The following is a 12921-nucleotide window of genomic DNA, read 5'->3' on the forward strand; positions in this document are numbered from 1 at the left end:
ACAGGTGCCCGAAGGTCTTCCTGTCAGCCATCGCCCTCGCAGCACTCGTCATCTACTGGCTATGAGTCCTGACCCTAAGGAAATCGCCTTCAAACAACTGGCACTCCTCAACGATTTGACGGGCATGACCTTTCGCCAAATAATCTTTCTCTTTCAATAGATAACTCCATGATTCTGCTGATCTCACCAGTCAGATGGCTAACAGTTCATTGCAATTCAAGACGTGATAGCAAACGTAAGTTGAGCACTCGCACCCCTCACACCAACTGGTAGGCCGGGCTTCAGCCCGGCACCCCTCGAAACACCCACACTTTTACCAACATACGCCGATGAATGGCCTCAAAACCCTTCAATCGATCTGTAGGTCATGGCGAATGCCGGGCTGAAGCCCGGCCTACGTAATTGGGTTCCTTGACCCTACGGCTCTCCGAACGTCCCCTCCATCACACCGCCGCTCCATTCCGGATCAACCCGGCCCGCACGGATATCGCGATGGATCGACGAATACGGCCAATCGGTCGGGCGCGCCACCAACCCGTGCTTGACCGGGTTCCCCCAACAATACGCCATGTGATTGCGGTAATCCCGTTCGTCACGAATGGTATGTTCCCAAAACCGACGCTGCCAAACCGCCCCTTCGCGTTTGTTGGCCCGTAGGTCGGGCTTCAGCCCGGCATATCTGCCAGAGGTCACAACGGGTAGATGTTCTGGTACCGGTGCCGGGCTGAAGCCCGGCCTACGGTTTGTCTTGTTCACGCGCATGGTGAACCGCGCTTTGATCGCACCCCACCGCGTGGAATAATCCGCATCGCCCGGCGGCAAGGTCCACACCGCGTGCAGATGATCGGGCAACACCACAAACGCATCACACCAAATCGGACGCTCCCGCTGCGTTTCAGCAAAAGCCGCGCGCAGCTGCGTCTCCTCGCGGATCAACAGGTCTGACGACCGGTCGGCCAGCGAAACCGTAAAGAAATATCTGGCTCCGGGAATGCGGACGCGGCGATAATCACTCATGCGCGCAAGGTGGCGCAGGTATGACTACCAAGTGGTTAACACACACGCCTTTGCAGGCCATTGCCGCAGGTCGGCAGTCCCACCAACCTTCGGTGTCCCATATCACAGCATTCAAGGATGATTGCAGGTGCAGCGCTTACCCGGATCGGTTGCCGCGCAGCCGTCCGACGCCGAACAGCCCCGTCAGCGCCCCAACCAGCAGCAGCCAACTGGCCGGAAGCGGCACGGCCGAGACGTTCACGTCCACCGGCGTTTCTTCTGACCCGGGCTCATTGCACCACAGCTCGCAGAAATCGGGCCCTGATTCTTCCACGACCTCCGTCCGTTCAGCCAGAATCTCGGGCAAACGCTTGGGTCCTCCAAGCTCGACAAGACGACGACGTCTTTCATTACGGCGCGGATTCTCTTTCGCGAAGACCGGTGCCTTCATCTCGTGTTCAAACTCGAGCATGTTGTGGAATTTGAGCCCGCCTTCACGCGCGCCCGGCATCGAACCCTCTGTCCCATATGGAACAGTCAGGGCCTGCGCGGCTCCGGCCCAGCACAACAAGGTTATCGTACAGACAACTTTCATATCCGCCCCCCCAGCTGCCAAATAGTATAGCACCGGATAGCGAAATTTCCAAACATAGTGATTAATGAATAAAAACCGTCAGTTGTGAGAAGACCCCCCGCACAACCGGCCAGAATGACACTGGTCCTGACCACGTGCCTGCAACCAAAAAAAGTGTCACTCTCCCGCGCAGGTATGGCACGCGGTGACCGCTCCGCATGGCCGACCGGAAAAGTGTGGGTCCGGGTTTTTCACTACCATCGCGTATCAACAGACAGGGTGATCAAAGCACCCGGGATGCCATCAAACGGCGTCAAACCCGTCAGCGGATTCTTGTACAAATTGGGCTTTCTGCCCTCTGACCCCTGTACAATCCGTACAAACCACTCTTGCCACAGGCTTGCCTCAATGCCATATGCAAGGTGCTAACGTTTTTCTATTTCGACCTACTGTCTCCTTCTACGGCGCTCAGTCTATCGATCCAGACCTACGACGCCAGGCTGCCGCAACTCCGTGGGCAGCACCAAACAGGAGACACGGATATGCCAGCAGGCACCGTAAAATGGTTCAACACCACCAAAGGCTACGGCTTTATCGCGCCCGAAGATGGCGGCAAGGACATCTTCGTCCACATCTCGTCCGTCGAACGCTCGGGCCTCACCGGTCTGGCCGACAACCAGAAAGTCACGTACGAACTGCGTTCGGGTCGTGACGGCCGCGAAAGCGCAGACAACATCCAGCTTGCATAAGCTCTTGAAAGGGTGAGGGAAATCCCTCACCCTTTTGTTCAACCGCTACCGTTTTGGTGGCTGTTTGATCACATCACGGATACGTGATGCTTGCCCCAGAATTGACCAAATAACATATCATGATGAAACTGGCTCTTAGGTTTCATTGGTCAATTGATGAGGGTTTCGATGTTTACACGCAGAGTTTTTCTGGCCGGAACAGCGGCCACGCTGCTGCCGGGCATTGCCAGCGCCAAGAAAGCGGTCGAGTATGATCCGACACCGCAATTCGTGCGCATCAAAAAGCAGTTCCTGCCCGGGCAGCTGCTGGTCGCCCCCCGTTCATTCTATCTTTACTATGTCACCGAACCACGCAAAGCGATCCGCTATGGCTGCGGCGTCGGCAAGGCTGGTCTGGAATTCACCGGCACCGCTACCATCGATGTGAAAAAGGAATGGCCGACCTGGCGCCCGACCCAAGAGATGATCCAGCGCGATCCGGTGGCCTATGCAAAATTCAAGGACAATGACTATGTACAGCCAGGAGGTGGGGATAATCCCCTCGGCGCGCGCGCGATGTACCTGTTCCAGAACGGTGTCGATACCTATTTCCGAATCCACGGCACGACCCAACCACAAACCATAGGCAGGGCGGTGTCAAACGGGTGCATTCGGATGCTGAATGAACATGTCATCGATCTGTATAACAGGGTCCCTATCGGAACGGTTGTTACGGTCGTCTGATCGCTATCACGGGGATGGCTAATCTTCCCCGCCCGCCTGCGTCACGAGTTGCAACACGGACGGACCCATTGCGTCGACGATCTTCGCCACCCCCGCCGCATTTGGATGAATGCCGTCCGATTGCATGAATTGCGATACGGCTGCGGGATCACCCTCCGCTGCAAGCCCCTCGAAGAAACTGCTGAAAAACAGAACTTCGAACTCCTGCGCCAGTGCGGGGTACATGCCATCGAATGCCTGCTTGTATTCAGCGCCGTAGTTGCCCGGCGCCTGCATTCCGATCAACAAGACCGGAACCTTCGCTTTTCGTGCAACCTCAAGGATCTTGCGCAGATTGGCTTGCGAAACAGCAGGATCGATCCCGCGCAACACGTCGTTCCCGCCTAAGGCAACAATCATTCCGTCCACATCGGGTGTCAGGGTCCATTCCACCCGCGCGGCACCACCCGCCGTTGTATCACCCGAGACACCGGCGTTGATTACGCGAACATCTGCGCCCTGCGCCTGTAGCCAACGGTCAAGCTGGGGAACAAACCCATTCTCTTCCACCAGCCCGTAGCCCTGTGTCAGCGAGTCCCCAAGGGCTGCAATCGCCACCTGATCGGCTGTGGCCGCAAAACCGCAGAACACAAATGGGCTTGCCATCAAAACCTTGCGCAATACGGTGATCACTCCATATCCCAAAAAACCTCTCCTTTATCGGGAAGACCCATGACGCCTGCTGTTCTCGCTCTTCAAAATGCCGCTTTATCGCTGGATGGCAATGCCGGGCGGGTCGATATTTTGCATGACATTACGTTGAACGTGAACAGGGGGGAAACGCTGGGGCTGATCGGGCCATCGGGGTCGGGAAAATCGTCATTGTTGATGCTGATGGGTGGATTGGAACAGGCAACAAGCGGTCAAATCTTGGCCTTGGATCAGAATTTGACAAGCATGGACGAGGACGCCCTGGCGCGGTTTCGGCGCGACAACATGGGCGTCGTGTTTCAGAATTTCCACCTGATCCCGACGATGACTGCGCTGGAAAACGTGGCGACACCGCTGGAACTGGCGGGGCACAAAGATGCGTTCGACCGGGCCGAGACTGAACTGAATGCGGTGGGGTTATCGCATCGTCGCGATCATTACCCGGCGCAATTGTCGGGTGGCGAGCAGCAACGAGTTGCTTTGGCCCGTGCATCGGCACCGCGCCCCAAGATCTTGCTGGCGGATGAACCGACCGGGAATCTGGACGAAACAAACGGTGTCGCGATTGTCGATCTGCTGTTCGAGCTTCGGAGCAAGTATGATGCGACGCTGGTTCTTGTGACACACAGCCGTTCACTGGCTGAACGATGTGACCGGGTGATCCGGCTGCGCGACGGCAGGATTGCCGACGAGACCCGGCAGGAGGCCGCAGAATGAGCCTTCGGCTAGCCGCGCGGCTGGCCCGTCGAGAGCTGCGCGGGGGCCTGCGCGGGTTTCGCATCTTTCTGGCTTGTCTGGCCTTGGGCGTCGCGGCCATCGCAGCCGTCGGATCGGTGCGTCAAGCGATTCAGACCGGGCTGACCCGCGAAGGCGCATCACTGTTGGGCGGCGATGCCGAGCTTGAGTTCACTTATCGTTTTGCCACTGAGGCCGAGCGCCTCTGGATGCAACAGGCATCCGAGCAGGTGTCCGAGATTGTCGATTTCCGCTCGATGGCGGTTGTACCCCGCGACACCGGGCCGGAGCGTGCTCTGACCCAGGTCAAGTCCGTGGATAAGGCTTATCCGCTGGTCGGATCGGTCAAGCTGGAGCCGGGCATCACGCTGGACGACGCCCTGAACGGCAGGTCCGGATTACCCGGTGCCGTTATGGAACCCGTTCTGATCGACCGGCTTGGTTTGTCGGTCGGTGATCACTTCGCGCTAGGCACGCAAGAGTTCATTCTGATGGCCGCACTTCGGAATGAACCCGACAGCGCCGCGGCTGGTTTTGCCTTGGGGCCTCGTACAATGGTGCGTACCGAAGCGTTGCAGGCATCTGGCCTGCTGGAGCCCGGAACGCTTTTTTCGACCAGGTACCGGCTGACCTTGCCCCAAGACGCGAACCTGTCGGAGGTCGCCACACGTGCCAGCGCGGCGCTTGAGGGCTCGGGGATGCGCTGGAGCGACGCGCGCAACGGCGCGCCGGGCATATCAGAATTCGTCAACCGCCTGAGTGCCTTTCTGGTCCTTGTCGGGTTGTCGGGGCTTGCCGTCGGTGGCATCGGTGTGTCCGCCGCCGTGCGGGCCTATCTGAGCCAGAAAACGGAAACCATTGCGACATTGCGGACATTGGGCGCGGATCGCTCCACCATTTTTCAAACTTACATGATTCAGATCGGGGTGCTGTCCCTGACTGGCATTGTAATTGGACTGCTACTGGGCGGGATGGCTCCGCTTTTGCTGGCACCGCTGCTGGAATACCGATTGCCGGTTCCGGCGGTGTTTTCTCTGTATCCGCGACCGCTGATCGAGGCCGCACTTTATGGCCTGCTGACAGCATTTCTGTTCACGCTTTGGCCGCTGGCCAGAACCGAAGATGTGCGCGCCGCAACCCTGTTTCGCGATGCGCTGAGCGCAGCTCGTCCCATCCCACGCGCAACTTACGTCGTGGCAACCGGGTTTGGATTGGCCTCCCTGATCGCGATTGCGTCCTGGTTCAGCGGCTCAACTCGCCTAACCCTGTGGACCAGCGGCGGACTTGCGGGCGCACTGATCTTGCTGGCGCTCGCAGCCTATGCCATTCGCAAACTGACGCGGGTCGGAACACCTTTGGCGCGGGGCCGCCCTGCCCTGCGATGGGCCTTGTCCGCCATCTCTGATCCGCGTGAAGGCGCGGGGTCGGTGGTTTTGTCGCTTGGCCTGGGTTTGTCAGTGCTGGCGGCGGTTGGGCAGATTGACGGAACGCTGCGCAATGCGATCTCCGGCAATCTGCCGGAAGTGGCGCCTTCATACTTCTTTGTCGATATTCAAAAAGACCAGATGCCCGGTTTTACCGAACGGCTGCAAACCGATCCTGCTGTCAGCCGCATTGAAAGCGCACCAATGCTGCGGGGCATCATCACCCAGATAAACGGCCGCCCCGCTCGTGAGGTGGCCGGTGACCATTGGGTACTGGAGGGAGATCGCGGCGTCACCTATTCAGCCCGACCCCCGGCAAATGCACGGGTGACAGCGGGGGAATGGTGGGCCGAGGATTATTCTGGCGCACCACAGATCAGCTTTGCAGCCGAAGAAGCCGAAGAGATGGGTCTGAAACTCGGCGATCAGATAACTGTCAACATCCTGGGGCGGGATATCACCGCAGAGCTGACCTCAACCCGAGAGGTGGATTTTTCCACAGCGGGTATGGGTTTTGTCATGTCGATGAACCCGTCGGCACTGGCGGGCGCACCACACAGCTTTATTGCGACGGTATATGCAGAAGAACAGGCCGAGGCCGCTATTCTGCGAGATCTTGCGGGCCAGTTCCCCAACATCACGGCCATCCGTGTGCGCGACGCCATTGACCGTGTTTCGGGCCTATTGGCAGGGATCGCCGCTGCTACCTCGTATGGTGCGGGTGTGTCTTTGTTGACCGGATTTCTGGTTCTGATCGGTGCGGCAGCCGCCGGTGAACCCGCTCGCAGATACGAGGCGGCAATCCTCAAGACGCTGGGGGCTGACCGTGGCCGCATCCTGCGCAGTTTTGGACTGCGCTCGGTCCTGCTGGGTGCCGCGGCGGGTTGCGTCGCCTTGCTGGTTGGCATCCTGGGCGGCTGGGCCGTGGCCACCTATATCTTCGACACAGGTTTTATCGTGATCTGGTCTTCGGCCATTGGCATTGTTCTGGCCGGTGTCGGCGTCACGCTCTGCGCAGGATTTGCCTTCGCACTGCGCCCTCTCTCTGCCCGGCCAGCCCGAATTTTGCGGGCCAGCGACTAAGATCAGCGTATGCAGGCCACGGGCTGCAACAGCTTCAGCAACGGGTCGTTGTCACAAACCAGCGCATCCAACGACACTTCGTCCAGAGATGCATAAAAAACTTCCGCCGCATCCTGCAACGCCAGCCGCAGCCTACAGGCATCGGTCAAAGGACAGGTGTTATCCGCATCCGCAAAACACTCGGCGATGGGCAAGGCCCCTTCTACGTGCCTGAACACCGCGCCGATCCGGATTTGGCTTGCTGGACGTGCCAACGACATACCGCCGTTGCGGCCGCGCTGAGTGCTCAGGTAATTCAACTGGCTTAACTGGTTGATCACCTGAGCCAGATGGTTTTCCGAGATGTTGCAGACTTCGGCAATCTCGGCTTTGGTGACCAGCCGGTTCGGGTGTGCAGCACAATACATCAACAGGCGCACAGCGATATTCGTCCGTTTGGTAATCCGCATGAGGGCCTCCCTGAAAACAAGATGAAGCCTTATTGCATGTCGCGGAAAAAAGCGGTTTGACATACATCAATCGATCAAAAGGAAGCCGTTCCAATGGCCGACCCGTATTTCTTTGGTTATGGAAGCCTTGTGAACCTCGCCACCCATGATTTTCCCGACCCCCGCCCGGCAAAGCTTAAGGGTTGGAAACGTGCATGGCGACACACTGATCTGCGCCCGGTCGCGTTCCTGACGGCTGTCCCGGACCCGGAGTCTGAGATCGAAGGCATGATCGCGCATGTCCCCAAGAACGACTGGGCTGCGCTGGATGAACGGGAATGGGCCTATGACCGATTTCCGGCAACCCGGTCGGTTTCACATCCGCTGACACATGAAGTTGAAATTGCGGTCTACGCCGTCCCGCAAGGTCGGCACAACAAGCCCAGCAACCGCCATCCCTTGTTGCTCAGTTATATCGACGTTGTCGTGCAAGGCTATCTACGGGCATTTGGAGAGGAAGGGGCAGACCGGTTCTTTGCAACAACCAGCGGCTGGGATGCCCCGATCCTGAATGACCGGGCCGAGCCCCGTTACCCACGACATCAACAACTGAAACCAGCCGAACGTGACTTCGTTGATGATCGACTGATCAGATTGTCGGCCCGGATTGAACAGCCGGAATAAATATGGGCCGCGCCTGTGCACGACCCTTTTTGCTGGAATAGTATCGATTTACCCGCGCGCGCGGATCACCTGCAACAGTGGCAGCAACGCAGCCATTTCAGGGCCACGCTCGGCACCGGTCAACGCCTTGCGCAGCGGCATGAACAGACCTTTGCCCTTGCGCCCTGTTGCCTCTTTCACGGCATTGGTCCAGGCTCCCCAGGTGTCGCCATCAAACGGGCCTTCGGGCAGCAGCGACATGGCTTTAGCGATGAATTCGCGATCTTCTTCCGCAACCAACGGCTCGGCACCATCACGGCAAAGGTCCCACCACCCTTTAAGGTCGGCTAAAGTGGTAATGTTTTCCCGCGCCATGGCCCAGAACGGCTCGGCTAACTCAGCAGGCACCCCGGCATCCGCGACAGCATCGGCCACATTCGCCAGCGGCAGAGATTGCAGGTGTTTGGCGGTCAGCGGGAACAGGTCCTGCACGTCGAACTTGGTCGGCGCGGCACCAAACCGGCTCACGTCAAAGCCGTCGATCAACTCGGCCATTTCCGAGCGCAGTTCGACCGGATCGGACGAACCCAGACGCGCCATAAGGCTCAGCAGTGCCATCGGTTGCACGCCCTGTTCGCGCAGATCGCGCAGGGCCAGCGTACCCAGGCGTTTCGACAGAGCTTCGCCCTGCGGGCCGGTCAGCAGCGAGTGATGCGCAAAGCGCGGGCAATCCCCGCCCAGTGCCTTGATGATCTGAATCTGGGTCGCAGTGTTGGTCACGTGGTCCGAGCCGCGCACGACATCAGTCACGCCCATTTCAGTGTCGTCTACCACCGAAGCGATCGTATAAAGAACCTGCCCATCACCACGGATCAGCACCGGATCAGAAACCGAGGCCGCATCGATCGAAATGTCGCCCAAAATACCGTCGGTCCACTCGATCCGTTCGTGATCCAGCTTGAAACGCCAGACACCGTTGCCACGTTCGGCGCGCAGCGCATCCTTCTCGGCATCCGACAGGTTCAGCGCGGCACGGTCATAAACCGGCGGCTTGCCCATGTTCAGCTGTTTCTTGCGCTTCAGGTCCAGCTCGGTCGGTGTCTCAAACGCTTCATAGAACCGCCCCATCGCGCGCAACTTGTCAGCCGCTTCGGCGTAGCGGTCCAAACGCTCGGATTGACGCTCGACACGATCCCAGTGCAAACCCAGCCATTCAAGATCCTGTTTGATGGCATCGACATATTCCTCTTTCGAGCGTTCGGGGTCGGTGTCATCGATGCGCAGGATGAACGTACCGCCTGCTTTGCGGGCGATCAGATAGTTCATCAGGGCGGTGCGCAGGTTGCCCACATGGATGTAACCGGTGGGCGACGGGGCAAAACGGGTGGTTGTCATGGGTGTCTCCTGTTGGCGCGGCTCTTGTCACATGGGCGCGTTTTTGTCCAGCCGCCGCTTGATCCATCAGGTGATTCAACGCGGTTCCACGGGCCATATCCTGCCAAGGTCGGTCAACCCGGCGCGGATGAGTTCCGACAGAACCTGCATGTCGATATCCACCAGCTTGTTCACGTACAGGCAGGACTTGCCCAGCTTGTGCTTGCCCAACCGGGCCAGAATGCCGCCAAAATCCGCGTAACCCGGCATGATATAGATCACCAGCGCCGACTTGCGCGGGGAAAACCCGGTTGCAAGAAAATCGCCCTCTCGGCCCGAGGCGTAGCGATAGTGATAACGGCCATACCCGATCATCGACGGGCCCCACATGACCGGATCAAACCCGGTGGTGGCCCGAAACAGTTCATCCAGAGCGCGCGCCTCCTCGGCCCGGCGTTCTGATTGGACCGAGTTAAGGAAATCTTCTACACTTTGATTTGTTGGAACGGTTTTGTTCTGCGATCGCGGCATGAACAAAAATTAACACGTATTGTTCATCCATGCACCCTACGTGGATGTCGTAACATCTGGTCAGAATCTCACACCGTTCTAGTTTTTCTAAAGGTGTTCTGACAGGGAGAACGATAATGACAATCAAACTTACTCGCCGTGCCGCCTTGGGAACTGCTGCCGCCTTGCCGTTTGCCACGGCAGCAGCGCCGGTTTTGGCCGCAAGCTCTGACGCCAAGGCCAACTCGACCATCGCCAAAACCTTCAAGGTCGGCGACTTTACCGTCACGACCCTGCTGGATGGCAGCCTGCCGCGCGACGGCGCCAAGGATATCTTTGGCGGCGGAGCGTCTGATGAAGACTTTGCAAAGGTTTCGGCAGAGAACTTTATTCCCGCCGACACCGCCCAGTTCTTCTTTACCCCCTCACTGGTCAACACCGGATCGGAACTGGTGTTGTTCGACACCGGTCTGGGGCAGGGTGGCATTCAGGCCGCTTTGGCCGATGCAGGTGTCAGCCCGGATCAGATCGACGTTGTCGTGCTGACCCATATGCATCCAGACCATATTGGCGGCATGACAACGGATGGCGCACCGACCTTTGCCAACGCACGCTATGTGACCTCGGCAACGGAATACGATTTCTGGTCCGCGCAAGAGGCCGGAAACAATGTCGGTGATCTTGTAGCCGCAAAAGTCACACCGCTGGCCGAGAAGATGAGCTTTATCGGTGATGGAGAGCAAGTGGCGTCGGGCATAACTGCGGTGGCGGCCCACGGCCATACTCCGGGCCATACGGTCTATCATCTGGAAAGCAACGGACAGCGCCTTCTGCTGACAGCGGATTTGGCCAACCATTACGTTTGGTCCTTTGCCCATCCGGAATGGGAGGTTCGGTTTGACATGGACAAGGCCGCCGCAACAGCCGCGCGCCGTAATGTTCTTGGCATGCTGGCAGCCGACAAGGTGCCGATGGTCGGCTATCACATGCCCTTCCCTGCCGCGGGCTTTGTCGAGACACGGGGCGAGGGCTTCCGCTTTGTTCCGGTCAGCTATCAGATGATGGGCTAAGCCCCTAGTAACCCGGATCCGGTCGCACCTTTGAGCCGTCAGTGAACCGAGACAGACGGAACGCGGTCGGATCCACACAAGGGGTTAAATCAGTGACAAGGTCAGCCGTCAGGCGGCCGGCGCCGGGCCCGATGCCAAAGCCGTGGCCGGAAAAGCCCGTGGCGATATACATACCCGGCATGTCATCCACGCCCGAGATTATGGGAATGGCGTCGGGGGTAACATCAATCATACCCGCCCAACTTTGGACGATTTCACTGTCCTGCAACGCAGGAATTCCTTTTCGTGCACTGGCCCAGGCTTGTCGCAAAAACTTCTGCGAAGGTTCAGGATCCAAAACCCGGCACAGCTCGAACGGGGTCACGTCGGTCGGCAACCATCTTCTGTTCTGACGGGCCTCGATAGCCCACTGTTTTGACCAGCGAAAGCGCAGGGATTTCCATTCCTGCGCAAAGGCAAAGCGAAACTGCAACCCCAGCCGGAAACTGTCCGGTACGATATCGACCGTGTTCTGATGTCCGGACGCGATGGTGTGCCCCCCATCTGCGCGCTTTCGGATCGCAAAATCATCCGACCATAGCGCAGTTTCGGGCCCATCTTTTACCGGAGAGGTCCGCAGAACCGTGTTCAAAACCTTTAACTGCGGCAGATTGATACCTGCATTGCCCGCAAAAAGACGCGACCACGCGCCCCCCGCCAGAACCACGCGCCCGCAGGCGACCTTGCCGCGCTCGGTGAAAACACCCGCGATACGCCCATCCTGAATGTCTAAACTTCGCACGGCGCATCCTGTCATGATCACAGCACCCAGACGCCGTGCGGATTCGGCGATGGCCGGGGCGGCCCATTGCGGTTCAGCCCGCCCGTCCTGCGGCATGTACAGGGCGGATGTCAGGCCGGTTTCATGCCCGTGCAACAACTCTGCCAACTCGCGTCCCGACACCATTTTTGCCCCGGTCTGCAATCCCTCCACGTGGCGCATCCAACGTTTCAGGTTGACTTCTCCCCGCTTGCCGGACGCGCCGAAAAGAATGCCGGATTGCGTATAGCCGGTATTGCCATCCAGGCGGGCATCAAGGGTCTGCCAGATCCGCAACGCCTCTTGCATCAGGGGAATTTCGCGCGGGTCACGCATACCCAAACGCACCCACCCCCAATTGCGCGAGCTTTGTTCTGCCGCAATCTGTCCCTTTTCGCATAAAAGGACGGAAGCGCCGCGTTCTGCCAGTTCCAGCGCGGTTGAAACGCCGATTATGCCGCCGCCAATAACGACAACATCAACAGATTTGGGAAGGGCAAGATCGGATTCTACGGGGTTCGGTTTTGGTGCCGTCATAAATACGCATTACTCTGTCGCCTGAACCCGTATGGGGACCAAGGCCCAGAAGTTTGGCAACACGAATTGTCACTACATCGGCACTATTTTTGTGTCTGTGGCCCAGACGCCAATGGCAGCGAAAGCCCTCAGCACATCACGCTGCGCCGGACAGTTCCGCCCATTTCTGACGCAGCTTCGCGGTCAGCCCGGTGTCTTTTTGCACGGTCTGCGCGGTTACGTCCTTCTGCGGCAACAAGCTTGGAAACTCAGCCCGAAGCGACGCCGCTGCCTGTTCGTCGGACAGCCGCTGTTCATTCAGGACACCGGCAATCGCCGCTTCCAGCTTTTCCTCATCCAACTCTTGCGGCGGAGATTCCATTGTCCGCCGGGTCAAAAGAGCATGATGCGATCCTTGATATTCCTCATACATGTCAAAACCAAACCATTTACTCAGACATCCAACCCCGGATGCGTCACACTTCATCAAAATCAGCTTGCGACTTTGAGAATTGCGTCGCATCCGCCCCACATTGGGCAAATTTCAAGCTAAAGTGTGGCAGAAAGTTGTCACTGCAACAAGTCAG

General features: G+C 58.4%; 14 protein-coding genes. 6 read left to right on the plus strand and 8 right to left on the minus strand.

Features of this window, described 5'->3' with window-relative positions; all coding sequences use genetic code 11:
- Positions 1-417: 417 nt before the first annotated feature.
- Together I9188_RS10895 and I9188_RS10900 are read right to left on the minus strand one after the other, a co-directional pair.
- Complete coding sequence (locus I9188_RS10895; RefSeq protein WP_209506375.1) at positions 418-1017, minus strand: transposase; 600 nt, start codon at positions 1015-1017, stop codon at positions 418-420.
- Positions 1018-1153: 136 nt separating this feature from the next.
- The gene (locus I9188_RS10900; RefSeq protein ID WP_209506378.1) at positions 1154-1591 is read right to left on the minus strand and encodes a hypothetical protein; all 438 of its coding nucleotides are present in this window, start codon (positions 1589-1591) and stop codon (positions 1154-1156) included.
- A 521-nt stretch (positions 1592-2112) separates the two neighbouring features.
- Here I9188_RS10900 and I9188_RS10905 point away from each other — a divergent pair.
- Both I9188_RS10905 and I9188_RS10910 read left to right on the plus strand, forming a co-directional pair.
- Complete coding sequence (locus I9188_RS10905) at positions 2113-2319, plus strand: cold-shock protein (protein WP_209506380.1); 207 nt, start codon at positions 2113-2115, stop codon at positions 2317-2319.
- A gap of 168 nt (positions 2320-2487) precedes the next feature.
- Positions 2488-3042, plus strand: a complete 555-nt coding sequence (locus I9188_RS10910; protein WP_209506382.1) for a L,D-transpeptidase — start codon at positions 2488-2490, stop codon at positions 3040-3042.
- Between the two features lie 18 nt (positions 3043-3060).
- Here the strand turns inward: I9188_RS10910 and I9188_RS10915 are convergent, their stop codons facing one another.
- Complete coding sequence (locus I9188_RS10915; protein ID WP_209506707.1) at positions 3061-3687, minus strand: arylesterase; 627 nt, start codon at positions 3685-3687, stop codon at positions 3061-3063.
- Between the two features lie 66 nt (positions 3688-3753).
- Between I9188_RS10915 and I9188_RS10920 the strand changes: the two genes are divergently transcribed.
- Both I9188_RS10920 and I9188_RS10925 read left to right on the plus strand, forming a co-directional pair.
- A complete protein-coding gene (locus I9188_RS10920; RefSeq protein ID WP_209599617.1) occupies positions 3754-4449 on the plus strand; it encodes an ABC transporter ATP-binding protein in 696 nt (231 codons plus the stop codon).
- A complete protein-coding gene (locus I9188_RS10925; RefSeq protein ID WP_209599618.1) occupies positions 4446-6974 on the plus strand; it encodes an FtsX-like permease family protein in 2529 nt (842 codons plus the stop codon). Before I9188_RS10920 ends, I9188_RS10925 begins: the two co-directional genes overlap by 4 nt.
- Positions 6975-6976: 2 nt before the next feature.
- Here the strand turns inward: I9188_RS10925 and I9188_RS10930 are convergent, their stop codons facing one another.
- A complete protein-coding gene (locus I9188_RS10930; protein ID WP_209506388.1) occupies positions 6977-7423 on the minus strand; it encodes an Rrf2 family transcriptional regulator in 447 nt (148 codons plus the stop codon).
- Positions 7424-7516: 93 nt separating this feature from the next.
- Between I9188_RS10930 and I9188_RS10935 the strand changes: the two genes are divergently transcribed.
- On the plus strand, positions 7517-8086 hold the full coding sequence (locus tag I9188_RS10935) for a gamma-glutamylcyclotransferase family protein (RefSeq protein WP_209506390.1): 570 nt from the start codon (positions 7517-7519) through the stop codon (positions 8084-8086).
- Positions 8087-8134: 48 nt separating this feature from the next.
- Here the strand turns inward: I9188_RS10935 and gltX are convergent, their stop codons facing one another.
- The gene (gene gltX, locus I9188_RS10940) at positions 8135-9460 is read right to left on the minus strand and encodes a glutamate--tRNA ligase (protein WP_209506392.1); all 1326 of its coding nucleotides are present in this window, start codon (positions 9458-9460) and stop codon (positions 8135-8137) included.
- Positions 9461-9535: 75 nt separating this feature from the next.
- On the minus strand, positions 9536-9970 hold the full coding sequence (locus tag I9188_RS10945; protein WP_209506394.1) for a DUF1801 domain-containing protein: 435 nt from the start codon (positions 9968-9970) through the stop codon (positions 9536-9538).
- Positions 9971-10086: 116 nt separating this feature from the next.
- Between I9188_RS10945 and I9188_RS10950 the strand changes: the two genes are divergently transcribed.
- Entirely contained in the window at positions 10087-11019 is a 933-nt protein-coding gene (locus I9188_RS10950; protein ID WP_209506396.1) for an MBL fold metallo-hydrolase, read from the plus strand.
- 4 nt (positions 11020-11023) lie between these two features.
- On the opposite strand, the gene I9188_RS10955 is transcribed toward I9188_RS10950, so the two are convergent.
- Together I9188_RS10955 and I9188_RS10960 are read right to left on the minus strand one after the other, a co-directional pair.
- A complete protein-coding gene (locus I9188_RS10955; protein ID WP_209506399.1) occupies positions 11024-12355 on the minus strand; it encodes an FAD-binding oxidoreductase in 1332 nt (443 codons plus the stop codon).
- 136 nt (positions 12356-12491) lie between these two features.
- Complete coding sequence (locus tag I9188_RS10960; RefSeq protein ID WP_245220582.1) at positions 12492-12716, minus strand: hypothetical protein; 225 nt, start codon at positions 12714-12716, stop codon at positions 12492-12494.
- Positions 12717-12921: the final 205 nt, after the last annotated feature.

The organism is Ruegeria sp. HKCCSA071, from assembly GCF_017872555.1.
Classification (GTDB): domain Bacteria; phylum Pseudomonadota; class Alphaproteobacteria; order Rhodobacterales; family Rhodobacteraceae; genus Ruegeria.

Coding starts and splice junctions, on each gene's coding strand:
- I9188_RS10895 (WP_209506375.1), bottom strand. CDS start 1,017: ATGAGTGATTATCGCCGCGTCCGCATTCCCGGAGCCAGATATTTCTTT.
- I9188_RS10900 (WP_209506378.1), bottom strand. CDS start 1,591: ATGAAAGTTGTCTGTACGATAACCTTGTTGTGCTGGGCCGGAGCCGCG.
- I9188_RS10905 (WP_209506380.1), top strand. CDS start 2,113: ATGCCAGCAGGCACCGTAAAATGGTTCAACACCACCAAAGGCTACGGC.
- I9188_RS10910 (WP_209506382.1), top strand. CDS start 2,488: ATGTTTACACGCAGAGTTTTTCTGGCCGGAACAGCGGCCACGCTGCTG.
- I9188_RS10915 (WP_209506707.1), bottom strand. CDS start 3,687: ATGGCAAGCCCATTTGTGTTCTGCGGTTTTGCGGCCACAGCCGATCAG.
- I9188_RS10920 (WP_209599617.1), top strand. CDS start 3,754: ATGACGCCTGCTGTTCTCGCTCTTCAAAATGCCGCTTTATCGCTGGAT.
- I9188_RS10925 (WP_209599618.1), top strand. CDS start 4,446: ATGAGCCTTCGGCTAGCCGCGCGGCTGGCCCGTCGAGAGCTGCGCGGG.
- I9188_RS10930 (WP_209506388.1), bottom strand. CDS start 7,423: ATGCGGATTACCAAACGGACGAATATCGCTGTGCGCCTGTTGATGTAT.
- I9188_RS10935 (WP_209506390.1), top strand. CDS start 7,517: ATGGCCGACCCGTATTTCTTTGGTTATGGAAGCCTTGTGAACCTCGCC.
- gltX (WP_209506392.1), bottom strand. CDS start 9,460: ATGACAACCACCCGTTTTGCCCCGTCGCCCACCGGTTACATCCATGTG.
- I9188_RS10945 (WP_209506394.1), bottom strand. CDS start 9,970: ATGCCGCGATCGCAGAACAAAACCGTTCCAACAAATCAAAGTGTAGAA.
- I9188_RS10950 (WP_209506396.1), top strand. CDS start 10,087: ATGACAATCAAACTTACTCGCCGTGCCGCCTTGGGAACTGCTGCCGCC.
- I9188_RS10955 (WP_209506399.1), bottom strand. CDS start 12,355: ATGACGGCACCAAAACCGAACCCCGTAGAATCCGATCTTGCCCTTCCC.
- I9188_RS10960 (WP_245220582.1), bottom strand. CDS start 12,716: ATGGAATCTCCGCCGCAAGAGTTGGATGAGGAAAAGCTGGAAGCGGCG.